At 74.9% G+C, this 25860-nt stretch carries 20 protein-coding genes; 5 read left to right on the plus strand and 15 right to left on the minus strand.

Features of this window, described 5'->3' with window-relative positions; all coding sequences use genetic code 11:
* Positions 1-110 precede the first annotated feature (110 nt).
* Positions 111-902 carry an enoyl-CoA hydratase/isomerase family protein gene (locus SK069_RS13805; protein ID WP_319954830.1) on the plus strand — a complete coding sequence of 264 codons (792 nt, stop codon included), beginning with the start codon at positions 111-113 and terminating at the stop codon, positions 900-902.
* 107 nt (positions 903-1009) lie between these two features.
* Positions 1010-2872, plus strand: coding sequence for a helix-turn-helix domain-containing protein (locus SK069_RS13810; RefSeq protein WP_319954831.1), 1863 nt, complete (start codon positions 1010-1012; stop codon positions 2870-2872).
* Between the two features lie 114 nt (positions 2873-2986).
* On the opposite strand, the gene SK069_RS13815 is transcribed toward SK069_RS13810, so the two are convergent.
* Positions 2987-3745, minus strand: a complete 759-nt coding sequence (locus SK069_RS13815; RefSeq protein ID WP_319954832.1) for an SDR family NAD(P)-dependent oxidoreductase — start codon at positions 3743-3745, stop codon at positions 2987-2989.
* Positions 3746-3788: 43 nt separating this feature from the next.
* Positions 3789-4829: a phosphotransferase family protein gene (locus SK069_RS13820; RefSeq protein WP_319954833.1), complete on the minus strand. Its 1041-nt coding sequence runs from the start codon at positions 4827-4829 to the stop codon at positions 3789-3791.
* Between the two features lie 186 nt (positions 4830-5015).
* Between SK069_RS13820 and SK069_RS13825 the strand changes: the two genes are divergently transcribed.
* Complete coding sequence (locus SK069_RS13825; protein WP_319954834.1) at positions 5016-5645, plus strand: HAD-IA family hydrolase; 630 nt, start codon at positions 5016-5018, stop codon at positions 5643-5645.
* Positions 5646-5709: 64 nt separating this feature from the next.
* Here SK069_RS13825 and SK069_RS13830 read toward each other — a convergent pair whose 3' ends face one another.
* The 3 genes from SK069_RS13830 to SK069_RS13840 all read right to left on the minus strand — a co-directional run bounded on the left by SK069_RS13830 (position 5710) and on the right by SK069_RS13840 (position 9405).
* On the minus strand, positions 5710-6474 hold the full coding sequence (locus SK069_RS13830) for a crotonase/enoyl-CoA hydratase family protein (RefSeq protein WP_319954835.1): 765 nt from the start codon (positions 6472-6474) through the stop codon (positions 5710-5712).
* Complete coding sequence (locus SK069_RS13835; RefSeq protein WP_319954836.1) at positions 6471-8030, minus strand: class I adenylate-forming enzyme family protein; 1560 nt, start codon at positions 8028-8030, stop codon at positions 6471-6473. The genes SK069_RS13830 and SK069_RS13835 overlap by 4 nt, the downstream gene beginning before the upstream one ends.
* Before the next feature lie 172 nt (positions 8031-8202).
* On the minus strand, positions 8203-9405 hold the full coding sequence (locus tag SK069_RS13840) for a CaiB/BaiF CoA transferase family protein (RefSeq protein ID WP_319954837.1): 1203 nt from the start codon (positions 9403-9405) through the stop codon (positions 8203-8205).
* Between the two features lie 183 nt (positions 9406-9588).
* On the opposite strand from SK069_RS13840, the gene SK069_RS13845 reads away from it, so the two are divergent.
* Positions 9589-10266, plus strand: coding sequence for an HAD family hydrolase (locus tag SK069_RS13845; RefSeq protein WP_319954838.1), 678 nt, complete (start codon positions 9589-9591; stop codon positions 10264-10266).
* Positions 10267-10308: 42 nt separating this feature from the next.
* Here the strand turns inward: SK069_RS13845 and SK069_RS13850 are convergent, their stop codons facing one another.
* The 10 genes from SK069_RS13850 to SK069_RS13895 form a co-directional block, all read right to left on the minus strand.
* The gene (locus SK069_RS13850) at positions 10309-11397 is read right to left on the minus strand and encodes an LLM class flavin-dependent oxidoreductase (protein ID WP_319954839.1); all 1089 of its coding nucleotides are present in this window, start codon (positions 11395-11397) and stop codon (positions 10309-10311) included.
* Positions 11385-12317 (minus strand): phosphotriesterase family protein, encoded by a 933-nt coding sequence (locus SK069_RS13855; protein ID WP_319954840.1) that lies wholly within the window; start codon positions 12315-12317, stop codon positions 11385-11387. Before SK069_RS13855 ends, SK069_RS13850 begins: the two co-directional genes overlap by 13 nt.
* Positions 12314-12937 (minus strand): hypothetical protein, encoded by a 624-nt coding sequence (locus SK069_RS13860; RefSeq protein ID WP_319954841.1) that lies wholly within the window; start codon positions 12935-12937, stop codon positions 12314-12316. Before SK069_RS13860 ends, SK069_RS13855 begins: the two co-directional genes overlap by 4 nt.
* On the minus strand, positions 12934-14583 hold the full coding sequence (locus tag SK069_RS13865; RefSeq protein WP_319954842.1) for a hypothetical protein: 1650 nt from the start codon (positions 14581-14583) through the stop codon (positions 12934-12936). Before SK069_RS13865 ends, SK069_RS13860 begins: the two co-directional genes overlap by 4 nt.
* Entirely contained in the window at positions 14580-16232 is a 1653-nt protein-coding gene (locus SK069_RS13870; protein WP_319954843.1) for a hypothetical protein, read from the minus strand. Before SK069_RS13870 ends, SK069_RS13865 begins: the two co-directional genes overlap by 4 nt.
* The gene (locus SK069_RS13875; protein WP_319954844.1) at positions 16229-16954 is read right to left on the minus strand and encodes a PEP-utilizing enzyme; all 726 of its coding nucleotides are present in this window, start codon (positions 16952-16954) and stop codon (positions 16229-16231) included. The genes SK069_RS13870 and SK069_RS13875 overlap by 4 nt, the downstream gene beginning before the upstream one ends.
* Positions 16955-17196: 242 nt before the next feature.
* The gene (locus tag SK069_RS13880; RefSeq protein ID WP_319954845.1) at positions 17197-18423 is read right to left on the minus strand and encodes an ABC transporter permease; all 1227 of its coding nucleotides are present in this window, start codon (positions 18421-18423) and stop codon (positions 17197-17199) included.
* On the minus strand, positions 18423-19865 hold the full coding sequence (locus SK069_RS13885) for a sugar ABC transporter ATP-binding protein (RefSeq protein WP_319954846.1): 1443 nt from the start codon (positions 19863-19865) through the stop codon (positions 18423-18425). Before SK069_RS13885 ends, SK069_RS13880 begins: the two co-directional genes overlap by 1 nt.
* Positions 19866-19915: 50 nt before the next feature.
* Positions 19916-21067, minus strand: coding sequence for a substrate-binding domain-containing protein (locus SK069_RS13890; RefSeq protein WP_319954847.1), 1152 nt, complete (start codon positions 21065-21067; stop codon positions 19916-19918).
* Positions 21068-21632: 565 nt separating this feature from the next.
* Positions 21633-23510 (minus strand): pyruvate, phosphate dikinase, encoded by a 1878-nt coding sequence (locus SK069_RS13895; RefSeq protein WP_319954848.1) that lies wholly within the window; start codon positions 23508-23510, stop codon positions 21633-21635.
* A gap of 376 nt (positions 23511-23886) precedes the next feature.
* Here SK069_RS13895 and SK069_RS13900 point away from each other — a divergent pair, with 376 nt between their 5' ends.
* Complete coding sequence (locus tag SK069_RS13900) at positions 23887-25782, plus strand: GAF domain-containing protein (protein WP_319954849.1); 1896 nt, start codon at positions 23887-23889, stop codon at positions 25780-25782.
* The last annotated feature ends 78 nt before the right edge of the window (positions 25783-25860 follow it).

Consider the following 25860-nt stretch of genomic DNA (forward strand, 5'->3'; position numbering starts at 1 on the left):
GTACGACGCGACAACGGTCGGCGGGCGTTCGGGCCGTCGTTTGTCGAGTTCTACGAAGGCCGCGCCGGCCCCTCTCGCGCGTGCCCCGAGCCTCCTGCGAGCGTGCGGACGTGCCCGACCTGCTGCTCACCCGGCCCGCCGAGGGCGTGGTCCTCATCACCCTCAACCGGCCCGAGCGCCTCAACGCGCTCGAGTGGGACACGCTGCGCCTGCTGCGCGACGAGCTGGCGACGCTCGCCGAGGACCGGAGCGTCCGCGCGGCGATCCTCACCGGCGCCGGCCGGGGCTTCTGCGCCGGCCTGGACCTGCAGCAGGACGAGACCTTCGCGCCGCACCGCGAGAAGGTCCTCGACAACCAGGAGCTGTTCGCGAGCACGATCGTCGAGATGCGGGAGCTCACGCTGCCGCTGATCGCGGCGGTCAACGGCCCGGCGGCCGGTGGCGGGCTGGCGCTGAGCCTCGCCTGCGACGTCCGGATCGCGGCGCCGACGGCCCGCTTCGGCGCCGCGTTCGTGCGGATCGGGCTGTCGGGCTGCGACATGGGGACCTCGCACCTCCTGCCGCGGATCGTCGGCTACGGCCACGCCTCGGAGATGCTGCTGACCGGCCGCCTCGTGCCCGCCGACGAAGCGGAGCGGATCGGGCTCGTCAACCGCGTCGTGCCCGCCGAGGAGCTCCTGGACTCGGCCCTGGAGACCGCCGGGCTCATCGCCGCCAACGCGCCGTTCGGCGTGCGGATGACGAAGCAGGTGCTCGGCGTGAACGTCGACGCCCCGTCGCTGCGCGCCGCGATCGAGCTCGAGAACCGGACCCAGGTGCTGACCACCGGCACCGCCGAGCAGCGCGAGGCGCTCGCGGCCTTCCTGGAGCGGCGGCCGGCGCGCTTCTCGACGAACGTCTGACCCACCCCCGGAGCCCGACCGTGAGCCGATCCCCTGCTGGTACCGTCGACGCGGGAGCTGCCGTGCGATTCGCCACCAACGACGCCGCCGCGGACGCCGAGGCAGCGATGCCCCGCGCCACCTACGCCGAGGTCATCGCGGCCTTCAGCGACGTCACGACCGCGCTGAGCGACATCAGCGACCGCGACGAGCTCCTGCACCTCATCGCCGAGCGGATCTGCCGGCTCATCGGGGTCCAGCGCTGCAGCCTCTACCTGCGCGAGGAGCGCAGCCGCCTGTACCGCGGCCAGGTCGGCCACTGGCGCCACGACATCGACGAGGGCGTCAAGCGCCTGACGAGCGGCGGCCCCGGCGACGCGTTCACGCGCGAGATCGTCGAGACGAAGGCGCCGGTCGTCCTCACCGACCCGCGCAACGACCCGCGCCCGATCCGCTCGACGATGCGGACCTGGGAGGTCCGCTCGATGCTCGGCGTGCCGATGGTCCTGCAGGGCGAGGTCATCGGGATCGTCTACCTCGACGACCACGACCGCCCGCGGCGCTACAGCGAGAGCGACGCCGCGATCGCCTCGGCGTTCGCGGACCTCGCGGCGATCGCCATCCAGCAGGCCCGGCTGACGACCGACCTGCGCGACCGGCTCGCGACCGTCGCGAAGCAGAACGCGGTCATGCGCCGCGCGTCCGTCGTCGACGACCGGCTCACGGCGCTCGTGCTCGAGGGCCGCAACATGCGGGAGATCGCCGCGGAGCTCACGCAGCTCACCGGCAAGCCGTGCGCGATCCACGACGCGCAGTTCCGGCTGCTCGCCGTCGCCCGGCCCGAGGGCGCCGCCGACGCGCCGCGCCCGCGGCTGCTGCACCCGGACGTGCGCAGCCACCCCGAGGTGCAGGCGGCGCTCGACGGGCTCTCCGACAACCAGCCGGCCGTCGTCGGGCCGATGCCCTACGCCGACGTCCAGCACCGCTACCTCGTCGCGCCGGTCGCGACCGCCGAGGGCCACTGGGGCTACCTCGTGCTGCTCGAGCACGGCGCCCGCCTGACGAGCCACGACATGATCGTCGCCCGCCGCGGCGCGACGATCATCGCCTGGGAGATGAGCGCCGAGCGGCGCGCCGTCGCCGCCGAGTGGAACGTCCGCGGGGCGCTCGCGGCGGAGCTCATCCGCGGCAACCGCGACACGGCCGCGATCGAGCGCCGCGCCGAGCACGTCGGCATGCGGATCGACGGGCCGCACGTGCTCTGCCTCGTGACGACGTCGCGCGGGTCGGCCGCCGAGCTGCCCGACGCGCGGACGCTCGCCGAGGCGATCGCCGACGACGGGCTCGACGAGGGCCCGCTGGCCACCGGCGTGACCGAGGGCGTCGCCGTGATCCTGCCGGTGCCCGCCGGCCAGGAGGGCCCGATGGGCCTCGAGCGGATCAAGCACCGCGTCGCCGCGGCGCTGCGGCGGCTCGACCCGTCCGGCGGCCTCATCGCCGGCGTCTCGGTCGTCTGCCGGCGGCCCGGCGACTACGTCCGCGGGTTCGAGCAGGCCACGCAGGTCGTGCAGTGCCTGGAGACCTTCGCGACGGAGGCGAGCCTCAGCGTGCTGACGGCGACCGAGCTCGGCGCGGGGCGGCTCTTCCTCTCGACCTCGAACGCCGCCGAGGCCGCGCAGTTCGTCGACGACACGCTCGGCCGGCTGCTCGAGGACCGCTCGGCGGCGGACCTGCTCGACACGCTGCAGGTGTTCTTCCACCACGACCGCAGCGTGCGGCGCTCGGCGCGCGCGATGGGCGTGCACGAGAACACGATCCGCTACCGGCTCGCCCGGGTGGAGGACCTGACCGACCTCGCGGTCGGCAGCGGCTCCGACGACCAGTTCAGCGTCCAGCTCGCGCTGCTCATCCTGCGCCTGCAGGGCCGCCTCTCGTGGACCGTGCCGCAGGAGGTCGCCGCGGCCGGGGCGGCCGACGGCGACGACGAGTAGGCCGGGACGGGAAGCAGGGCGGGACCCGGCCCCTCCCGGGTGCCCTGCGCCGGGGCTTCCCGAACGCTGGGCCCGCGGCCGAGACGAGAAGCGGGGCGGGGCCCGGCCCTTCGCTCAGCGCGGCGGGTGGGTGTGCCCGCCGTCGACGCGCAGCAGCGCGCCGGTCGTGTAGCTCGACGCGTCCGTGGCGAGGTAGAGCATCGTCCCGACGATCTCCTCCGGCTGCGCGCCGCGCTGCAGCGCGAACGCCTTCGCGTCCTGCTCGAAGGCGTCCATGTCCCAGTGGGTCGAGATGTCGGTGAGGAACGTCCCGGCGAGGATCGCGTTCACCCGCACCGACGGCCCGAACGCGCGCGAGAACCCCTCGGTCAGCGCGTTGAGGCCGGCCTTCGCCGCCGCGTACGGGATGACGTCGGAGGTCGGCCGGACCGACGCGACGCTCGAGACGTTGATGATCGAGCCCCCGTCGCCGTCGGCCATCCGCCGGCCGATCGCCGCCGTCAGGCGGAACGGACCGGTGAGGTTCACGTCGATGACCTTGTGCCAGAGCGCCTCGGAGACGTCGGCGACGTCGTCGTAGAGCGGCGACATGCCGGCGTTGTTGACGAGCACGTCGACCCGCCCGAGCTCCCCGTAGGCGGCGTCGACGAGCGCGTCGAGGTCCGCCCAGCGACCGACGTGGGTGGCGACGGGCAGCGCCCGGCGACCGGTCTCCTCGCGCACGACCTCGGCGAGCGCGGCGCAGCTGTCGCCGTCGCGACTGGCGATGACGACGTCGGCGCCCGCGCGCGCGAAGGCCAGGACGGTCTCGCGGCCCAGGCCGCGGCTGCCGCCGGTGACGAGGGCGACCTTGCCCTCGAGGTCGTGGGTCATCGTCGCTGCTCCGTTCGGTCGTTGGACGGGGGCCCGGCGCCGATCAGGCGATCCGGGCGAAGGCGGCGGCCTCGCGCAGCAGCGCGGGCACGTCGTGCTCGAGGCCGGCGGCGTAGGGCGAGCTGAGCCGCCCGTCGACGTACTGGGCGTAGGCGCCCTCGATGATGGCCGCGAGCTTCCAGAAGCCGAACGCGAGGTACCAGTCGAGGTGCTCGATCGAGCGCCCGCTGCGGACGGCGTAGCGCTCCGCGAGCGCCCGGCGGGAGGGCACGCCCGCGACGCGGGTGATCGCCTGGACCTTCGCGAGCGCCGGGCGCTCCGGGCGGTCCGGGCCCCAGAACGCGAGGAAGAGCCCGAGGTCCAGCAGCGGGTCCCCGATCGTCGCCATCTCCCAGTCGATGATCGCCGCGGCGCGGATCTCCGGCGCGGGCGTCAGGAGGACGTTGTCGAGGTGGAAGTCGCCGTGGAGGATCCCCGGTGCGCCGGCGGGCGGCAGGTGCTCGGCCAGCCACGCGGCGAGCTCGTCGAAGTGCGGCAGCTCCCGGTGGCGGTAGCGCTCGAGCTGCTTCGACCAGCGGGGCACCTGGCGGTCGAGGAAGCCGTCGGGCCGGCCGAAGCCCTCCAGTCCCCGGGCCCGCCAGTCGACGGAGTGCAGGTCCGCGAGCGCGTCGATCGTCGCCTCGCCGATCCGGGTGGCCGTCGCCGCGTCGGGCGCGTAGCCCGGCGGCAGCTCGGTGGTCAGCGAGTGACCGTCGACGGCCTCCATGACGAGGAACGGCGCGCCGGGGACGTCGTGGTCGCCGCAGACGGCGGCAGGCGCCGGTGCCGGCACGCCGGTCCCGGCGAGCGCGACGAGCATCCGGTGCTCGCGCTCCATGTTGTGCGCCGAGGGGGCGATCGCGGCCTGGGGCGGGCGGCGCATGATCCAGCGGCCGCGGTCGCTCGTCAGCAGCAGCGTCTCGTTCGAGTTGCCGCCGCTGAGGCGCTCCAGGCCGAACGGTCCGGGGTCGCCCAGGGCGTCGCTCAGCCACTCGGCCAGCGACGCGGGGACGACGGGGTGCTCGGTGCTCGACGCAGGGCTCATGCTCGTGGGCCGAGTCTCGCGGAGGACCGGGCGACCGGGGCGCGTGCGCGGACCGGGCCTTGGAGGTTCCTCCACCGCCCCTCCGCGCCCGCCGCCGGAGCGGCGTCGGCCGTTGCGAGGCTCCGGTCCGAGAGGCGCGCCGCGACCGCGGTCCCGCCTGCCCATCCCCGACCCACGGAGAGGCCGATGGCCCGCGACGTGCTCCTCATCGACTTCGGCGGCGTCCTGACGACGAGCGTCTTCGACGCGTTCGGCGCGTTCTGCGAGGGCCATGGGCTGCCGCCGACGCGGTTCGTCGACCTGCTGACCGGCGAGGACCCGGCGGCCGCGCGGCTGCTCGTCGAGGTCGAGACGGGCGCGCGCACGACCGAGGCGTTCGAGCGCGACCTCGCGCCGCTGCTCGGACCCGCGGTGCCGGCCGAGGGCCTCATCGCCGGTCTCACCGCCGCGCTGCGCCCCGACGAGGAGGTGCTCGCCGCGGTGCTGGCGCTGCGCGCCGCGGGCGTGCGGACGGTGCTCGTCTCCAACGCCATGGGCCCGGTGCCCTACGTCGGGCTGGACACCGACGCGCTCTTCGACGCCGTCGTCCTCTCCGACGAGCTCGGCGTCCGCAAGCCGTCCCGCCGGATCTACGAGCACGCGCTGGCGCTCGTCGACGCGGCGCCGCAGGACGCCGTGTTCGTCGACGACCTGGCCGCGAACTGCCGTGCGGCGGAGCGGCTCGGGATCCTGCCGGTCCACCACGTCGACAGCCGCGAGACGGTCGCGACGCTCGAGGAAGCGTTCGGCGTGCCGCTCGGCGCAGCGGCCGCCTGACCCCGCCGAGGACCGGCGCGGGACGGGCGGCGAGGGGCGGCCGGCCGGCCGATGGCCGCCCCGGTCAGCGGCCGGTCCAGCGCGGCTCGCGCTTCTCCGTGAACGCCGCGATGCCCTCGCGCAGGTCCTCCGAGGCGAGGATCGGCGCGCGCAGCTCGGCGGTCATCGCCCAGCCCGCGGCGTCGTCGAGCGCGCCGCCGCGGCGCAGGCCCGCGAGGGTCTGGGCGACCGCCAGCGGCGCGTTCGCGGCGATCTCCTCGGCCAGCGCGAGCGCCCGGTCCACCGCCTCGCCCGCGGGCACGAGCTCGTCGACGAGCCCCCACTCCGCAGCCGTCGCCGCATCGATCGGGCGACCGGTCAGGCCGAGGCGCAGCGCGCGGCCGCGGCCGATCCTGCGCGGCAGGCGGAAGAGCGCGCCGGCGTCGGGCAGCAGGCCGCGGCGGACCTCCGGCAGGCCGAAGGTCGCCCCCTCGCCGGCGACGACGAGGTCGCAGCCGAGCGTCAGCTCGAGCCCGCCCCCGAGCGCGAAGCCCTCGACGGCGGCGATCAGCGGCACGCCCGGCGGCCGGCCGAGGATCCCGTAGTGGCCGCGGCCGTCGACGGACACCCGCTCGCCGCGCGCGGCGGCCCGCAGGTCGGTGCCCGCGCAGAACGCGCGGGCGTCGCCGGCGAGGACCGCGACGCGCAGCCCCGGGTCGTCGTCCAGCCGGTCGGCGGCCCGCGCGAGCGCCCCGGCCAGCGCCGGGTCGATCGCGTTGCGGACCGCGGGCCGGTCGAGCGTCAGCAGCAGGACGTGGCCGCGGACCTCGCTGCGCAGCGGCTCGCTCACGCCTCCGCGCCCGCGATCGCCTCGGCCGCCCACGGCTGCACGTCGCGCTTGACGACCTTGCCCGTCGCGGTGCGCGGCAGCGGCTCGTCCCGCACGAGCACCCGGCGCGGCGCCTTGTAGGACGCCAGCCCGGTGCGGCACGCGGCGAGCACCCCCTCGACGTCGACCCCCTCGGCCGACGGCACGACGACGGCGACCGGGATCTCGCCCCAGCGCTCGTCCGGCAGCCCGACGACCGTCGCCTCCTCGACGCCCGGCTGGCGGTAGAGGACCTCCTCGATCTCCTTCGGGTAGACGTTCAGCCCGCCCGAGATGATCATGTCCTTCGTCCGGCCGGTGATCGTCAGGTGGCCCTCGGCGTCGACGCGCCCGAGGTCGCCGGTGTTCAGCCAGCCGTCGCGGAACGCCTCGGCGGTCTGCTCCGGACGCTCGTGGTAACCGACCATCGTCGCGGGCGAGCGCAGGAGGATCTCGCCCTCGCCCTCGCGGACGATCCGGCCCTCGGCGTCGCGCAGGGCGAGGTCGACGTAGGACATCGGCCGGCCGGCGGAGCCGAAGTGCGTGACGGCCTCCTCGGGCTGCAGGACGGTCGCGGCCGTCGGGAACTCCGAGAGGCCGTAGCCCTGCAGCACCGCGACGTCCGGCAGGGCGTCGGCCATCGTCTCGATCAGCGGGACGGGCACCGGCTCGGTGCCGGAGATGACCCACCGCAGCGACGAGTCGCGCAGGCGCGCGAGCAGGTCCGGCCGCGCGGCGAACTGCCGCAGGAGCGTCGGGACGAGCAGCGTGTGCGAGACGCCGTGGCGCTCGACGAGCTCGACGATCTCCTCCGGTCCGGTGCCGCCGGTCGGCGCCAGGACGTTGCGCCCGCCGAGCCACCAGAGCGCGAGCGTCACGTCGTGGAAGCCGGCCGCCCACGACAGCGACGGCACGCAGAGGTAGACGTCGTCGCGCTGGAGGCGGAAGTCCGGGATCTGCCCGAACGAGTTCCAGAGGATCCCGTCGTGGGTGTGCGCGGCGGCCTTCGGCTTGCCGGTGGTGCCGGAGGAGTAATAGAGGCACGCGAGGTCGTGCAGGTCCACGACCGCCGGCGTGCCGGAGGTCGCGTCGGCGAGCAGATCGGCGTAGGCCACGGAGCGCACGCCCTCCGGGACCTCGAGCCCGTCGACGCGCACGACGAGCTCGGGCTGCTCGGCGAGGTCGGCGACGAGGCCCGAGGACCGCCCGTCGGCGACGAGCACGCGGGCGCCCGAGTCGCTCATGACGTGGTCGACCTCGGCCGCGCGCAGCAGGACGTTGATCGGCACGCAGACCGCGCCGAGCGCCGCGAGGCCGAAGAGCAGCTCGGGCCACTCGTGGCGGTTGGGCAGGAGCACCGCGACGCGGTCGCCGGGCCGCACGCCCTGGCGCGCCAGCCCCTCGGCCAGCCGCCGGGCGTGCTCGTCGAGCTGCGCGAACGTCCGCGTCTCGCCGCCGTGCTCGACCGCGACGTCGTCGAAGCGCCGGGTCGCCCGCTGCCGTTCGAGGACCCCCATGAGGTTGCGCGAGAGCGTCATGGGTGCACCCTCGCCGCCGGGACCCGCGCCGCGCTGGACCGGTGCCGGCGACCCCTGTGCGCGGCTCCAGTTCGGCCCGCGCCGTGCCCTGGCGCGCTCGGCCTCCGGGGCCTCGTCGCGGCCGCCGCGGTCGACGGCTCGCCGCGAGGCGCGGCGGGCCCCGGCCCCGGCGTCACTCGTCGACGCCGACGGCGCCGGAGGCGACGAGCGCGGCGACGCGGTCCTCGGCGACGCCCCAGGCCGCCAGCGCGTCGCGGCTGTCCACGCCGGGGTCGACGGCGGGCGCGCCGATCCGGCTCGGCGTGCGGCTGAAGCGCGGCGCGGGCGCCGGGACCGGGCCGCGGTCGAACGGGACCCACGCGTCCCGGGCCCGGGCGTGCACGTGGCCCGGGGCCTCGTCGAGCGACAGGACCGGGGCGAAGCACGCGCCGAGCGGCTCGAGCGCCGCGCACCACTCCTCCCGGGTGCGGGTGCGGAACGCGGCGGCGAACCGCTCGCGCACCGCCGGCCAGCGGGCCTCGTCGTTCTGCTGCTCGATCGCCTCGTCGTCGATCCCGAGGCCCTCCAGGAGCGCCGCGTAGAACTGCGGCTCGACCGCGCCGACGGCGACCCAGCGCCCATCGCGCGTCTCGTACGTGCCGTAGAACGGCGCCGCGCCGTCGAGGAGGTTCGCCTCGCGCTCGTCGGCCCACGCGCCCTCCTGGCGCATCCCGATGATCGCCGTGGCCAGCTGCGCGGCGCCGTCGACCATCGCGGCGTCGATCACCTGGCCCTCGCCGGAGCGGGTCGCCTCGAGCAGGGCGCTGACGATGCCGAGCGCGAGCAGCGCCCCGCCGCCGCCGAAGTCGCCGACGAGGTTCAGCGGCGGGACCGGCCGGCTCGCCGGCCCGATCGCGTGCAGGGCGCCCGAGAGGGCGATGTAGTCGATGTCGTGCCCCGGCGCCGTGGCGTACGGGCCCTCCTGCCCCCAGCCGGTCATCCGGCCGTAGACGAGGCGCGGGTTGCGGGCCAGGACGTCGTCGGGACCGACGCCGAGGCGCTCGGCGACCCCGGGCCGGTAGCCCTCCACGAGGACGTCGGCACCCGCGGCGAGGTCGAGGACGAGGCCGACGCCCTCGGGGTGCTTCAGGTCGACGGCGACCGCCCGGCGACCGCGGTTCAGCAGCCGGTCGATCGCCTGCCCGCCGCCGACCTGCGCGGTGCGCTCGACCCGCAGGACCTCGGCCCCCATGTCGGCGAGCAGCATGCAGCAGAACGGCCCGGGTCCGAGCCCGGCGAGCTCGATCACGCGCACGCCGGCGAGCGGCCCGCGGCCGGCGCCGCCGCGGGCCGGGGCGGGATCGGCGTGGTCGTCGTGCGGCGCGGCGGCGGTCATGCGCCCACGCTAGGCGCGGGCCCGCGGCACGCCTCCCGCGCGCCCGCGAGGCGCTTGGAGCGGCCTCCAACCGCGCCGCCGGATCCGGGCCGCGGCGGGGGCGCCGCGCCGGACACTCGCCCGTGCCCGGTCCGGTCGGCGCGACCGACGGCGGGCACCGCGACGACCCCACGAGGAGGCCACGTGCCCACGAGCACCACGACCGTCGACGCCGTCCTGTTCGACTGGGACGGGACCCTGATGGACACGAAGGAGACGATCCTCCGCAGCTACCGCGAGGCGAGCACGGAGATCTACGGCGAGCCCTACCCGACCGAGCACGGCGAGCTCGAGCAGCTCATCCAGCTGCGGGCGAAGGAGTCGTTCCTCATCGTCGCCCGCGGCGACGAGGAGCGCGCCGCGCAGGTCGGCGTCCGCTTCGGCGAGGCCTACGCGCGCAACCAGGCGTCCGCCAGCCCCTTCGACGGGATCGCCGACGCGCTGCGCGAGATCGTCGCGCTCGGCGTCCAGGTCGGGGTCGCGACGTCGAAGGCGCGCTCGCGCTTCGAGTCCGACGCGCAGCGCGCCGGCGTCCGCGACCTCTTCGCCGTGACGATCACCGGCGACGACGTGACGGCCGCGAAGCCCGACCCGGAGCCCGTGACGCGCGCGATCGACGAGCTGGGCCTCGAGCCCGCGAGCTGCTTCTACGTCGGCGACGGCCCGAACGACGTCCTCGCCGCGCGCGCGGCCGGCGCGGTCACCGTCGGCGTCGCCTGGGGCTTCCACCCCGACGAGTGCCGCGAGGCCGGCCCGGACCTCGTCGTCGAGCGGCCGTCGGACCTCGTCGACGCCGTCCGGCGCGCCCGCGGCCGGGCCTGAGGATCCTCGCCGTCGGTCGCCGCGAGGCGACCGACGGCGCGCTCAGCCGCGCAGCGCCGGCGCGACCGCCGGCAGCACCTCGTCGCCCATCCGGCGGCACCAGGACGCCGGCGGGCCGGCGACCTGCAGGGTCACCGCGTCGGCGCCCGCGTCGCGCATCGCGCGCAGCTCCGCGGCGATCCTCTCGGGGCTGCCGATCGTCGCGATGGTGCGCATCGTCTCGGGCCGCACGAACGGCTCGAGGTCCGGCGGCACGTGGGTGAGGTAGCCGCGGTAGTTGTCGACGTGGCGCGTCTCCTCCGGCAGCCCGGCGCGGTGCTCGAGGTAGGCGTCGAAGCCGGGCCGGAACGGCTCGGGGACCTCGGCCGCCGAGGCGTGGTTCGCCGTGAGGTACCGCATCCGGCTCACGACGAGCGGGCCCAGAGCCAGGCGCGCGTCCTCCTCCTCGAGCTCGGCCTCGGACCCGATCGGGTAGAGCGCCGTGACGAGGCCGATCCTCACCGCGGACGGGTCGCGACCGGCGGCGCGCGCCGCGTCGGCGACCCGCTCGCGCACGATCGCCAGCGCCTCGGCGCCCTCCCAGCGCACGAGGATCCCGTCGGCCACCGCGGCGGCCCGCGCCTGGCCGCGCGGGCCGAACGCCGACACCCAGGCCGGCACGTCGTGCGCGACGTCGATCCAGCGCCCCTCGGGGTTGAGGAAGCGGATCGGCCGGCCGTCGGCGACGACCTCCTCGCCGCGCAGCAGCGCCTGGACGACCCGCAGGTGCTCGAACATCGCGTCCTGGGTCGCGGGCTTCTGCCCGAGCGACCAGCGCGCCGAGTTGCCGATCCCCGTGCCGAAGAACGTCCTGCCGGGCGCGGCCTTCGCGAGCGTCGCCATCGCCTGCGCCGCGGCGACCGCCGGGCGGGCGAGCGGCTGGGTGACCCCGGGGCCGATCGCGATCCGCTCCGTCGCGCGCGCCGCCTCGAGCATCGCCATGTAGACGTCGCCGAAGACGAGCGGGCTGTCGTAGACCCACAGGTGGTCGAAGCCGGCGTCCTCGAGCGCCCGCGCCTGCTCGCCGATCCCGAGGTGGGCGTCGACGTAGACGCCGACCTCGAGCCCCCGCTCCGCGGTCACGTCGCCCACGTGAAGATCCGCGCCGGGTTGTCGATCAGCAGGCGGTCGGTCGCCTCGCGGCTGACGCCCTCCTGCCAGAGCCACGGCACGAACCGCCACAGGATGTACGTGAAGCCGGGGCCGCCGCCGTAGCTCGTGAGGTAGCTGCGGCGGGCGATGTCGCCCGACAGCACGACCTGCCCGCCGTAGCCCTCCTCGATCATCCGCTTCGTGAAGGCGATCCGCTGGGACTCCGGCTCGTAGTGCTCCTTCGAGATGCAGTCGTAGCCGATGTTGCAGCCGCTCTTGACGACCGCGAGGTGGTCGTCCCAGTGCAGGCGCCGGTCCTGGTGGCCGATGACGACCTTCTCGAGGTTCGCCCCGGCGTCCTCGAAGATCCGCACCTGCTCGGTGGGGATCGTGCCCGCGGTGGTGTGGGTCGTGATCGGGGCGCCGGTCTCGCGCTGGACGATCGCCGCGGCGCGCAGCATCCGCTCCTCGTCCGGATGGACGCGGTCGCGCGACGTGCCGACCTTGATGACCCCGGCGCGGACGTCCGGCGCCTCGGGGAGCCCGACGGTGAGGTCGCGGAGCATCTCGTCCACGAGCTCGGTGTCGCTCATCGCCCCGACGTCGACGACGCCGCGCCAGTAGCCCTCCATGATGTGGCCGGTCGCGGCGATCACGTGGACGCCGGTGCGGCGCGAGAGCTCGGCCAGGCCGGCCCCGTCGCGACCGTACTCCGCGGCGCTCAGCTCGACGATCGCGCCGCCGCCAGCCTGCTTGAAGAGCTCCATCTCGGCGGCCGACTGGTCGAGGCTGTCGAGGATCGTGTCGTCCGATCCGCCGAGCAGGTGCTCGCCCGGGCTCGTCAGCAGGTGCTCGTGGGCGTAGGTCGCGCCGAGCTCCTCGGGCGCGATCTCCCCCAGCACGGTGTGGACGGTGCTCACTCCGATCCCTCCTCGGCGCGGGTCCGGCCGAGCGTCAGGAGGAAGTCCTCGTGCGCCTCGAACCAGACCGTGTGGTAGCTGTCGACCCGCGGGCTGACGAAGTACCGCTGGTCCTCCTCGATCCGCTCCAGGGCGGCGGTCAGCCGCCGCGGGTAGCGGCCGAACCGCCCGATCACCCCGCCGGCGCGCTCGAGCACGGGGACGACGCCCTCGTGGATCTCCTCGACCCGGTCCAGCAGGTCGAACCGCGCGGCGTCGTCCGTGGCGGCCTGCCACTTCGCGGCGAGGCCCTTCACCTCGGCGTTCACCGCGAGGAACCGCGCGTAGTGCTCGTCCAGCGCGGCGCGCGTGGCGTCGTCGGCGCCGGCCGCGAGCCACGCGGCGTGCGCGTCGCGCCCCTCCTCGCTGACGACCCAGCCGGGCCGCTTGCGCGACGGCCGCTCGAACGCGTGACCGTCGTCGTGCAGCCGCGCGAGCGCCGCGGCGACCGCCTCGGGCTCGGCGTCGAGCGCCGCGGCCAGCGCGTCGACGCCGGCGATCCCCTTCACCCGCAGGGCGTGCAGCACGTCCCAGGCGTCGAGCTCCTGCATCGCGTCCCTCCGCTCCTCGATCGTGCTCATGCGGGCTGGCGCTCCGGCGTGCCGGCCTCGCTCCACGGCCGCTCGCCGGCCTCGCGCCGGATCCGGTCGATGTCGGCGCGGCGCAGCGCGGCGCCACGGTCCTGCAGCAGCCGCGAGCGCTCCTGCTCGTAGCGGTAGAGCGCGTCGACGTCCGGGTCCTGCCAGTGCCACTTCACCGTCGCCTCGTCGACGTTGCGCCACGGCGAGCGCAGCAGCGGGCTGTCGTACGCGCGGGCGCGGGCGTTGATCTCGTCCTCCGTCAGCCGGCCCGAGGCGAAGAGGTGCCGGCCGGTCTTCGGCGGCAGGGTCGTGACGGTCCGGACGTCCGCCAGGCCGTTCGGGTTGACCCGCCGCGGGTAGTCGTCGACGTCGAGCACGCGCGCCGGCACGAGCGTCGCGACGCGTCCCGGCTGCGGGAGCGGACCGGCGCCGCCGCCGCGTCGCCAGCCGGCGTAGCTCGTGGGGTGCAGGTAGTACTCGCTCTGCGCCGCGCCGAACCCGGACATCGTCGCGTAGTGGTCGACGTAGGCGTCCAGCGCGTACTCCTCGTTGTAGACCGGCGCGAGGCGCTTCGTGCGCTCGTCGATCCCGTCCCAGTCGAGCTGGCGGAACGTGCCGGCCATCATCGACGGCTCGATCGCGGCGTGGAAGTACGTCGACATGCCCGCCTCGACCATCTGGTCGAAGCCGAAGCCGGCGAAGCGCCCGTACAGGCGGCGCGTCGCGTCCTGGATCCCGGCCGTCAGCGCGTCGAGCGTGTCGACGAGGTCGCGGCGGGAGTCCATCCCGACCGGGATGTAGCGGTCCTCGAAGAGGTCGGAGGTGTAGAGGCCGACCCCCCGGACGATGTCCTGGTACTCCGTCGTGTCGGTGTAGACGGAGCCCCAGTCGGTGATCTCGGTCGGGACGGCGTCCGTGACGAGGACGAGCGACAGGTTGTTGTGCGGCAGGTCGTCGGCGACGCCGTCCATCCAGGAGTACGCCGACTCGCCGAGGTTCACGAACTCGCGCACGTGCATCAGGCGGTCGTCGCCGACGCGGTACGGGCCGGTGGCGCAGAGGCCCGAGCGGCTCTCGCAGTTCACGAGGAACGAGTACTGGGTGGCGGTCGCGAGGAACTTCGCGGCGGCGCGGCGCAGGTCGTCGTCGGCCTCGAAGGCGTCGGCCTCCAGCACCTGGAGCGTGCGCTCCTCGAGCGTCGGGTTGATCTCGCCGGCCGACAGGGCGTCGGGGTGGCCGCCCTGGCGGAAGTACGCGTTGCGGTGGCGCGTGAACCAGTCGACGACGAACCACAGGTCCTCGAGGTTGTCCTCGGGCCGCAGCAGGCCGTGGCGCAGCAGGAAGTTGCGACCGTTGAGGTAGTAGTTCAGCGTCGCCCAGCTCGTCATCCGGGTCAGCTGGGTGCCGGTCTGTCGGGCGCGGTGCCCGATCTCCTCCGGGCTGCGCCGGGCCGCCGACTCGCGCAGCAGGTCCGGGAACCGGAAGTACGAGTCGATCATGACGAGCATGAGGTACGGCACGACCGGGAAGAGCTTCGACTCCTGCCCGGTCCGCGTCACGCAGTTGTGGACGAGCACGTCGTCGGCGCGCTGGAGCGCCGTGTTCAGCTGCAGCAGCTGCTGCTCGTCGATCCGCCACTCGCTCATGCCAGGCTCCCGGTCCGGTGCGGCGCCGCCTCGCGCCACGGGGTCTCGCCCGCCTCGCGGCGGATCCGATCGATGTCGTCGCGGCGCAGCGACGCGCCGCGGTCCTGCAGCAGTCGCGAGCGCTCCTGCGTGTAGCGGTAGAGGCCGTCGACCTCCTCGTCCTGCCAGTGGTACTTCACCGTCGCCTCGTCGACGTGGCGCCAGGGCGCCTCCAGCAGCGGCGAGCGGAACGCGCGGGCGCGGGCGTTCATCTCGGCCTCGTCGAAGCGGCCCGACGCGAACGTGAAGCCGCCGGTCTTCGCCGGCAGCGACGAGGTCCCGCGGGCGTCGGAGAGGCCGTTCGGGTTCGCGCGCAGCGGATAGTCGTGGTGCTGCAGCACGCGCGCGGGCACGAGGCTCGCGTTGCGACCCGAGGCCGGCAGCGGGGCGTCGTCGGGCGAGCGGCGCCAGACGCCGTAGCTCACGGGGTGCAGGTAGTAGTCGCTCTGCCCGCCGAGGCGCCCGTCCATCGCCGCGAAGTGGCTGACGTAGGCGTCCAGCGAGTACTCCTCGTTGTGCAGCGGCCAGAAGCGGCGCGTGCGGTCGTCGACGAACGCCCACTCGTCCTGGTGGTAGGTGCCGGCCATCCGCGCGATCTCGCTCGGGGCCAGGAAGTACGTCTGGATGCCCGCCTCGACCATCTGGTCGAAGCTCATCTCCGAGAACCGGGCGTAGAGCCGGCGGGTGGCCTCCTGCAGCTCCTTCGTCAGGCCCTCGAGCGTGTCGGCGAGGTCGGCCGCGGAGTCCATCCCGACGGGGAGGAAGCGGTCCTCGAGGATGTCGGAGGTGTAGAGCCCGACGCCGACGATCCGGTCCTGCCAGTCCTCCGGATCGGTGTAGGCCGTGCCGAGGTCGGTGATCTCGATCTTCACGTCCTGCGTGATGACCGCGAGCGTCAGGTTGTTGTACGTGACGTCCGCGGCGACGCCGTCGAGCCAGCTGAAGTCGCACTCGCTGAGGTTCGTGAAGTCGCGGACGTGCATGAGCGTCCGGTCGCCGAGCTTGTACGGCCCGGAGTTGTTCAGCCCGACGCGGCTCTCGCAGTGGACGAGGAACGAGTACTGCGTGCCGATCGCGATGAACCGCGCGGCGGCGCGACGCAGGCGCTCGTCGGCCTCGAAGGCGTCGGCCTCCAGCACCTGCAGCGTGCGCTCCTCGTGCAGCGGCGCGATGTCCTGCGCATCGAGGTTCCACACGTGAGCGTTGGCCCGGTTGTAGGACCGCAGGAACCGGTAGTTGTAGTCCACCATGAACCACAGGTCCTCGAGGTTGTCCTCGGGACGCAGCAGCCCGGCCTTGATCAGGCAGGTCCGGCCGTTGAGGTAGAAGTTGAGCATCCCCCAGCTCGTGACCCGCTGCATGTTCGTGGTCACGTTGCGGGCGCGGTGCCCGGCCTCCTCCGGCGAGAGGTGCTCCGTGGTGGCGCGCAGCAGGTCCGGGAACCGGTAGTACGCGTCGTAGAAGCACATCATGAGGTAGGGCATGATGGGAAAGAGCTTCGACTCCTGCGCGGTCCGCGTCAGCATGTTGAAGATCAGCTGATCGTCGGTCCGCTGCAGGTGGGTGTTGAGGAGCAGCAGCTGCTCCTCGTCGATGCGCCAGTCGCTCATCCGCCCGACTCCACCGACCGGACCTCGGCGCGCGGCTTGGCCTCCTCGCCGTAGTACGCGTCGACGTTCTGCGCCTCGGTCGAGTAGCTCACCGTGACCGTCTCGCCGTCGCGGAGGGCCCGCGCCAGCCGGACGTTCATGAGCACCGGGACGCCGAACTCGCGGGCGATGATCCCGAGGTGGCTGCGGACCGTGCCGGCGAGGCAGAGGACCGCGTCGAACTCCTCGAGGATCGGGGCGGTCATCGTGCCGCCGGCGTCGTCGATGACGCCGATCGTGCCCTCCGGCACGCCCTCGCGCATGAGGCGGTCGACCTCGGACACCTCGCGCACGACGAGGACCTTGCCCGTGACGTCCTCGTGCTCGAAGACGTTGTCGCCGTCGGCCACGACGCCGTCGGGCCAGTCGGTGCGCTCCTCCAGCGGCGCGGCCTCGGAGCGCAGCACGTAGAGGTCGGGGCGCTCGCGGGCGGCGATCTCGCAGCCGGCGAAGAGCTTGCGGCCCTCGACCTCCTGGAACCGCGTCACGACGGTGTCGGCGACCCGGGCGGCGTCGGCGGCGGACAGCAGCGCCAGCGGATCGGCGCTGACGACCTCGTGCCAGGGCCGGTCGATCGCGGCGGCGTTGGACTCGACGGTCCGGAGCAGGTGCTCGCGGGTGAGCCGCGAGAGGGTGGTGCCCTCGGGCAGCGTCCACTTGGGTGTCGACAGCGGGTGGTCCATCAGCGTTCCTCCGTGGTGGCCCGGGCGGCGCCCGGACCGGCTGTACGTGGCCGCAGGCTCGCGCCTGCGGAAGGGCCCCGGGAACGGGTTGGAGCGGCCCGCTGTAGGGCGCTCCAACCCGCTCCTGGCCCCGGCGCCCCGGACCGGCGCGCGGCCGGTCCGGGACGTGGTCGGATGGTCGGCGGCCCGCGCCCGTGCGCCGCTCGGGCGCGCGGGACGGACCGGGTCGGGCTCCGCTCGGATCAGCGTCCGTCGCGGCGCAGGACCCCCGAGACGGCGACGGCGATCGCCAGCACGGCGCCGTTGACGACCTCGGTCCAGGTGAACTCCAGGCCGCCGACGATCAGGCCCTGGCTGACCCAGACGAGGAACGTGCCGCCGATGATCGTGCCCCAGACGGTGAACCGCCCGGTCGAGAGCACGACGGTCGACAGGAAGGCGGCGGCGAACGCCGGCAGCAGGTAGCCGCTGGCGACGTCCGGCGACGCCGATCCCTGGTTCGCGGCCAGGACGACGCCGGCCAGCGCGGCGAGCACGCCGCCGACGACGAACGCCCAGATCGTCAGGCGCCCGGTCCGCACGCCGGCGAGCTCGGCCGCCTCGGCGTTGCTGCCGGTGGCGTGCAGGTGCCGTCCGAAGGTCGTCTGCGTCAGGGCGACCCAGAGGACCGCGGCGACGGCGAGCAGCAGCACGATCGTCCACGACATGCCCTCGACGATCCCGTCCGCGCCGAGCAGGACGAGCACGAGCGCCAGGACCGCGACGCCGACGGGCGCGACGATCCGCCACCGCTGCGCGTCGATCCGCGCCGGCCGCCGCTTCAGCACCGCCGAGATGGCGGCGACGAGCAGGATCGCGGCGATCACCCACGCGACGGCGGAGGGCACCTTGTTCGTGAACGCGCCGAGCGAGCCGGGGCCGGAGAACCAGCCCGGGAGCGGGTGGCTGTCGCTCGTCGGCGAGAGCTGCGTGCCCTTGGAGTAGACGGCCGAGAGGCCGAGGAAGATGCCGCCCGTCGCGAGCGTCGCGATGAACGTGTTCACCCGCAGCCGCACGACGAGCAGGCCGTTGAGCAGCCCGCCGCCGGCGCCGAGCGCCAGGCAGGCGACGATGACGAGCGCGAACGGCCAGCCCTGCGTGATCTTCAGGCCGATCGCGAGGAACGTCGTGAGCGTCGCCATCGACGCGACGGACAGGTCGAACTGGCCGGCGATGAGCGTCACGAGGACCGCGAGGCCGAGCAGCAGCACGGGCGCGTTCTGGTGGACGTCCAGCAGCCGCGCGTCGTTGCTGAGGAACGCGTCGCCGAGCCACACGCCGTAGGCGCTGAAGAGCACGAGGAACGCCAGGAACGTCACCGAGCCGCGCAGGGCCGCGGACTGCAGCAGCCCGCCGCGCGCGGGTTCCGGGCGGCCGCCCGCCGGAGCCGGCGCGCCGGTGTCGGGGACGGACAGGTCGGTGGTAGCCATCAGATGAACGCCTCGAGGTCCGTGTCGGACAGGTCGCTGGGGACGCGGAAGGGACCGACCCGCCCGTCGTCGACGACCGCCATGCGGTCGGCGACGGACAGGAGGTCCTCGAAGTCGGAGGACACGACGAGGACCGCGGCGCCCCCGTCGCGCAACTCGCCGATCAGCCGGTAGATCTCGCGCCGGGTCGGCACGTCGACGCCGCGCGTCGGCTCGCAGAGCACGTAGACCCGCGGGTCGCGGAAGAGCGCCCGGCCGAACACGACCTTCTGCTTGTTGCCGCCGGAGAGCTCGCCGTAGTGGCGGTCCGGGTCGGCGGGGTGGACGGAGAGCCGCCCGACCATCGCCGCGGCGTCGCGCCGCTCGTGGCCGCCGCGCAGCAGCCGCCACGGGGCGCGCCAGCGCTCCAGCGCGGAGATCGTGAGGTTGTCGCGCACGGCGTGGTCGTCGAACCCGCCCTGCCGCTCGCGGTAGGGCGGCACGAGCGCCGACGCGGCGCCGGGGGCGCGGACGACGGCGCCGCTGCGCGGACGCAGCGCCCCGTGGGCGAGGAAGGCCACGTCGTGCAGCCCCGATCCGGGCAGGCCGGTGAGGCCGACGATCTCGCCGGCGCGGACCTGCAGGTCGACGGGGCCGGCGCGGCCGGCGCACGCGGCCTCGAGTCGCAGCAGCTCCTCGCCGGGCGGCGCGGTCACGGGCGCGGCGTCGCGGTCGGCGGCCTCTGCCTCGTGGGCGACGAGCAGCCGGACGAGCGCGTCGTGGTCGAGCCCGACCGCGGTCTGGTCGGCGACGAGCCGCCCGTCGAGCAGGACGACGACGCGGTCGGTGACGCGCAGGATCTCGGAGAGCTTGTGGCTCACCATGATCACCGTCGCGCCCTCCTCCTGGGCGGTGCGCTTCAGCGCGTCGACGAGCCGCAGGGCGTCGCGCGGCGGCAGCGTCGACGTCGCCTCGTCGACGATCAGCAGGCGCGCGCCGCGGGCGAGCATGCGCGCGACGGCGACGAGCGTCTTCTCGCCCGACGAGAGGTCGCCGACGAGCGTCTCGGGGCGGCAGTCCAGCGCGACGCGCTCGAGCGCCGCGGCGGCCTCGGCGCGCTCGCGGCGGTGGTCCAGCAGCGGCCCGAGCCGCCGCATGGGCGCCTCGCCGAGGCGCAGGTTGTCCACGATCGAGAGCTCGTCGACGAGCCCGAGGTCCTGGTGGATGAAGCCGACGTCGCCGCGCGAGGCGAGGTCGGCGACCGGCGAGCCGCCGAAGCGGATCGCGCCGCCGTCGGCGCGGTGGACGCCGGCGAGGATCTTGATGAGCGTCGACTTGCCGGCGCCGTTGGGACCCATGAGGCCGACGACCTCGCCCTCGCCGATCGCGAGGTCGATGCCGTGCAGCACCCGGTTGGGCCCGAAGGACTTCGTCAGGCCGGTGATCTGGAGGTCGTGCGTCATGAGCCCACGGCCCGGCGCCCCTGCGGGCGCCGGGCCGGATCGGGGTCGACTCAGCTCTTGCCCCAGAGCCGCTTGAAGAGCGCCTCGTAGTCGAAGTCGTCGGGGCTGAAGAAGCCCTCGTCGAACTCCGCGGCGTTCTTCGCCGTCACGAGCGCGACCGGCAGCTTCGTGGACTCCCACGGCTGCTTGCCGGCCTTCACGCGCGCCACCTGGTCCATCGCGCCCCAGGAGGCGTACGGGAACGGCGCGGCCGTCGTGACCTTCGCGGGGCCGTTGCCGGCCGCGATCAGCGCGACGAAGTCCGGCGAGGCGTCGTAGCCGCCGATCTTCAGGTCGGTGCGCGAGCGCTGCTCGGCCGTCTTCGTGAACGGGATCGCGAAGGGGTCGTACGGCGCCATGACGTAGCCGAGCTTGCCGGCGGGGTACTTCGCCAGCGCGGCCGTCCAGGTGGGCGGACCCGGCTTGGACAGGTCGGTCGTCGGGATCGACGCGTCCTCGACGGTGCAGTCCGGGCAGACCTCGCCCAGGCGCGCCTTCATCGCGGCGAGCCGCTCGGCGACGATCGGGAACGACTTGTCGTCGTAGGCCAGGAGCTTCGCCTTGCCGTCGGAGTCGGCCGCGATCCAGTCGGCGATCGCCGTGCCGTCCGCGACGCCGCCGGAGGTCACGTCGATGACGCCCGGGAAGTCCTTGTTCGCGCACATGACGCACGCGACCGGGACGTCCTTGGCCGCCGCCGCGTCGAGCGCGGCCTTGATCGAGTTCGCGTCGATCGAGACGAGCACGATCGCGTCGTAGCCCTCGCGCAGGGCCTGCTGGACGTAGCCGGCCTGCTTCGCCGGGGCGAACTCGCCGTCGAAGACCGGCGAGGCCTTCCAGCCCATCGCGGCCGCGGCGGTGCGCACGTCGTCGCTGCCCTGCTTGCAGTTCAGGCCGGCCTGCCCGCACGAGATCACGGCGACCTTGCCGGTCCCCGGATCGAACGCCTCGTCCGGCTGCGGGAACTCCACGCCGGTCGTCCGCTCCGCCTGCGCGACGGCGGCCTTCGCCTGCGCGACGCCGTCGCCGCCGGCCGTGGCCGCGGCGGTCGTGCCGCCGCCGTTGGCCGCCGCAGGTTCGTCGTCGTCGGACCCGCAGGCGGTGAGCCCGAGCGCCGCGATCACCGCGATCAACCCGAGCGTCGTCTGCCTCGTTCGCCTCATCCTGCTCTCCCCTCGATTGGACGAAGCGCCTCCCCAGCGCTTCGATGCAGGCGAACGTAGGTCACCCCGCGGGGCCGATCCGGGCGATTCCCGAGGGTGCTTGTTCCCGGCTCCAAGCCCCCGCCGCGAGTCGTTCCGCTGGGGGTCGCGCAGCGCGGATCCTCCGTCGTGACGGGGGTTTCGGCCCATGCGTGCGCCCGCCGGCGTCGGCGGGCCGATCGCGCGCGGGCGGTCGTCGGCGCGCAGGAACGCCGCGGACGTCGCCGGCGGGGACCGGTGGACGAACGGCGGCACGCACGGCCGCCGTGCGCGACGCGTCGCCGGCCGCGACCGACGTGGCCGGACGGGGTCCGGCAGACCGGACGCTCCTCGGCGGCGGGGAACCGGTCGTCGACCCGGGGCCGGAGGCCGGCGCGGGCCGGTGCGGCTCGGGAACCGGGTGGTCGGCTCCGGCACCCGGTGGTCGGCGCGGGAACCGGTGGTCGGCCGGAGCCCCGACGCGAGCGCGCACCGAGGCGACGCCGGGTCGCGGCGGCGTCGCGGACCGACCGGGTCGGGACGCCGGTCAGGCCGGGGTCGGCATGAGCCGCGCGGCGACGAGCCGCGACGGCCACGCCTCGGGGTCGGCGACGAGGCCGATCCAGCGAGCGTCCGGTGGGCAGAGGTCGCCGTCGGCCAGCCGCTCGGGCAGGCGCAGGTAGAGCGCGCCGACGGCCGCCTCGCCGAGCGCGGCGACCGTCCGCTCCAGGAGCATCGCCGACTGCGCGCCCTCCCACGGGACGTCGACGATCACCGTCCGGCCGGCGAGCTCGTCGAGCACCGCCTCGGGACCGTCGACGGCGACGGCGTCCTCGGGCGCCTCGGCGGTGATCCGCACCGCGCGCCGCTCGTCGGCCCACGCGAGCACGCGCGCCACGCGCGGGTCCGGCTGGGCGGGCACGAGCACCGCCTCGCCGGCGGCGACCGCGCCGGTCTCACCGTCGAGCGAGACGACCTCGCCCTCGGCGATCTCCCGGTCGCCGAAGCGCGCGATCCGCGCGTCGAGGTCGACGCTCAGGCCGTCGACGCCGCAGACCGCGGGCCGGCCGATGCCGCGGGCGACGACCGCCGCGTGGCTCGTGCGCCCGCCGAGCGCCGTGACGATCCCGGCGCAGGCGATCATCCCGTCGATGTCCTCGGGCGAGGTCTCGGGCCGCACGAGGATCACCGAGTGGCCCTCGCCGGCGAGCGCGTCGGCCCGATCGGCGTCGAGCGCGACGATCCCGACCGCCGCGCCCGGCGAGGCCGGCGTGCCGCGACCGACGACGTCGAGCTGCTGGTCGCGGGCGAGCACCGGCGCCTGCAGCCGCTCCATCGCCGACGCGGGGATCCGCGCGAGCGCCGTCTCCTCGTCGATCAGCGCCTCGTCGACGAGGTCCACGGCGATCCGGACCGCGGCCGGACCGCTGCGCTGGCCGGGGCGCGCCTGCAGGATCCAGAGCTTGCCGCGCTCGACGGTGAACTCGACGTCGCACATGTCGCGGTACTCCGCCTCGATCAGCGGCAGCGCGCGCTCGAGCTCGGCGTAGGGGCGCGGCATCGTCGCGCGCATCTCCTCGAGCGGACGGGTGTTGTGGCCGCCGGCCACGATGTCCTCGCCCTGGGCCCGCGGCAGGTAGTCGCCGTAGAGGTCGGGCGCCCCGGTGGCGGGGTCGCGCGTGAAGACGACGCCGGTGCCGGAGTCCTCGTCCTGGTTGCCGAAGACCATCGCCTGGACGGTGACGGCGGTGCCGAGGTCGTCCGGGATCGACGCGAAGCGGCGGTAGCGCCGGGCCCGCCGGCTGTCCCAGGACTCCCACACGGCGACGACCGCCTCGCGCAGCTGGTCGGGCGCGTGGTCGGGGATCGGCCGGCCGGTGCGCTCCTCGGTGAGCGCCTGGATCGCGGCGGCCTCGGCCGGCGGATCCGCCGCGTCCGCGGTCGCGGCGTCGAGGTCGGCGGCGGGCACGCGGCGCACGACGGTCGCGAACATCCGCAGGAACCGGACGTAGACCTGCCAGGCGAACGCCTCGTCGGTCGCGCGGGCGAGGCCCTCGACCGCGCGCGGGTCCAGGCCGAGGTTGAGGATCGTGTCCATCATCCCCGGCATCGAGATCGGCGCGCCCGAGCGCACGGACACGAGCAGCGGGCGGTCCGGATCGCCGAAGCGGCGGTCCAGCTGCGCCTCGAGGTCGCTGATCCGCTCGACGAGCTCGCCGCGCAGCAGCTGGGGCATGCGGCCCTCGGCGTGGTAGGCGCGCCACCCGTCGGTGGTGATCGTGAACCCCGGCGGCGTCGGCAGGCCGAGCGCCGCCATGCGCGCCAGGCTGGCCCCCTTGCCACCCAGGAGCTCGGCGCTCTCCACCCCGCTGGCGAAGGGGATCGCGAAGGCCGTCGATCCGTCGTTCCTGCGTGTACCCGGCATCGCGGTCGATTCTGGCTTCCGCCCGGGCGGCCCCGGGCGAACCGCGAGTGCCCGGTTGGCGCAGGCTCCAAACGCCGGCGATCCGGCGGCCGACGCGCCCCGCCCGGGGCGTGCCCCACGCGGGCGCCCGGGACGACACCGCGCCCCGGCGACGGACGCGGCTTGTTCCCGCCTACGAAACGCTCGTCGAGCCCGCGTGCAGCGGCGGGGCCGTCCGGAGAGGGTTGACCCGTGACCGCGGATGGCACGACGATGACCGCGCCGGCAGGGCGCGAGCGGGGCATCGGGGCGATCGGGCCCCGGCCGCGCCACGCGTCGCGCGGGCAGGTCGTCGGCCCCGGGCCGGCGGCACGGCGATGCCGGGGAGAGCGACACGGTGACGGTGACTGACGACGCGGCCGGACAGCGCCGCGACACGGACGGCCCGGAGGGCGAGCTGTCGCGGGCACGGGCGGCCTACGCCCAGGCGATCGCCGCCTTCGGCGACGTCACCGCGGCGCTGAGCGACATCAGCGACCGCGACGAGCTCCTGCACCTCATCGCGGAGAAGATCTGCGACCTGATCGGCGTGCAGCGCTGCAGCCTCTACCTGCGCGAGGAGCGCAGCCGGCTCTACCGCGGCCAGGTCGGTCACTGGCGCCACGACATCGACGACGGCGTGAAGCGCCTGACGAGCGGCGGGCCCGGCGACGCCTTCACGCGCGAGATCGTCGCGACGAAGGCGCCGGTCGTCATCCCGGACGTCCTGAACGACCCGCGTCCGCTGCGCTCGACGATGCGCAGCTGGGACGTCCGGTCGATGATGGGCGTCCCGATGGTGCTCCAGGGCGACGTCGTGGGGATCGTCTACCTCGACGACCACGACCGCCCGCGCCGCTACACCGACGCGGACCAGTCGATCGCCTCGGCGTTCGCCGACCTCGCCGCGATCGCGATCCAGCAGGCGAAGCTCGGCTCGGAGATGCGCGAGCGCCTCGACACCGTCGCGCGCCAGAACGCGACGATGCGCCGCGCCACCGTCGTCGAGGAGCGCCTGACCGCGCTCGTGCTCGACGGGCGCAACATGCGGGAGATCGCGGCGGAGATCGCCGAGCTCACCGGCAAGCCGTGCGCGATCCACGACGAGCGCTTCCGCGCGGTCGCCGTCGGCCGGCCCCGCGCGATCCAGGACCAGTCCGTCCGCCCGCGGCTGCTGGAGCCCGACGTCCGCGACCACCCCGACGTGCGCCGCGCGCTCGCGGGCCTGCCGACGGCGCGCCCGGTCGTCGTCGGCCCGTTCCCGCTCGCGGGCGTCCACCAGCGTGCGCTCGTGGCGCCGGTCGCCACGACCGAGGCGCTGTGGGGCTACCTCGTGCTGCTGGAGCACGGCTCGCGGCTGACGAACCTCGACATGGTCGTCGGCCGCCGCGCGGCGACGATCATCGCGTGGGAGATGAGCGCCGAGCGGCGCGCGGTGGCGGCGGAGTGGAACGCCCGCAGCTCGCTCGTCGGCGAGCTGCTGCGCGGCAACCAGGACGTCAAGGCGCTCGAGCGGCGGGCCGAGCACGTCGGCGTGGCGCTGGAGCGCCCGCACGTGCTGTGCCTCGTGACCTCGGCGCTCGGCTCGACGACGAGCGTGCCGGAGGCCCGCGCGGTCGCCGAGGCGATCACCGGCGGCGACGAGGAGCTCGCGGCGCTGGCCACCGGGGTGACCGAGGGTGTCGCGCTCGTCCTGCCGCTGGAGGGCGACGATCCCATCGCCGCGGTCGCGGGGCTGAAGCGGCGCGTCGCCGAGGGCCTGGCGCGCCTCGACGACGCCGGTGCGCTGCTGGCCGGGATCTCGACCCCCTGCCGCTCGGTGCCGGAGTACGTCGACGGCTACGCGCAGGTCGCGCAGGTCGTCCAGTGCCTGCAGACGTTCTCCTCCGGCGGGCGCAACACGGTGCTCACGGCGACCGACCTCGGCGGCGGCCGGTTGTTCCTCTCCTCCGCCAACGCGCAGGAGGCGGCGCGCTTCGTCGACGAGACGCTCGGCCCGATCCTCGCCGACCGCGCGCGCGAGGAGGTCCTCGCGACGCTCGACATCTACTTCCACCACGACCGCAGCGTCCGCCTGGCCGCGCAGTCGCTCGGCGTCCACGAGAACACCATCCGCTACCGGCTGAGCCGGATCGAGGAGCTCACGCGGATGGCCGTCACCACCGAGGCCGAGGCGCAGTTCAACGTCCAGCTCGCGCTGCTCGTCCTGCGCCTGCAGGGCCACCTGCCCTGGCATCTCGGCGACGACGACTGACCGCGTCCGGTCGTCCCGCGGGCCGCGTTGGAGTCCCCTCCAGGGGTCCGCGCGCGCGACCAGCGAGCGGCAGCGCGG

It is taken from the genome of Patulibacter brassicae (assembly GCF_033949425.1).
GTDB classification, from domain to species: domain Bacteria; phylum Actinomycetota; class Thermoleophilia; order Solirubrobacterales; family Solirubrobacteraceae; genus Patulibacter; species Patulibacter brassicae.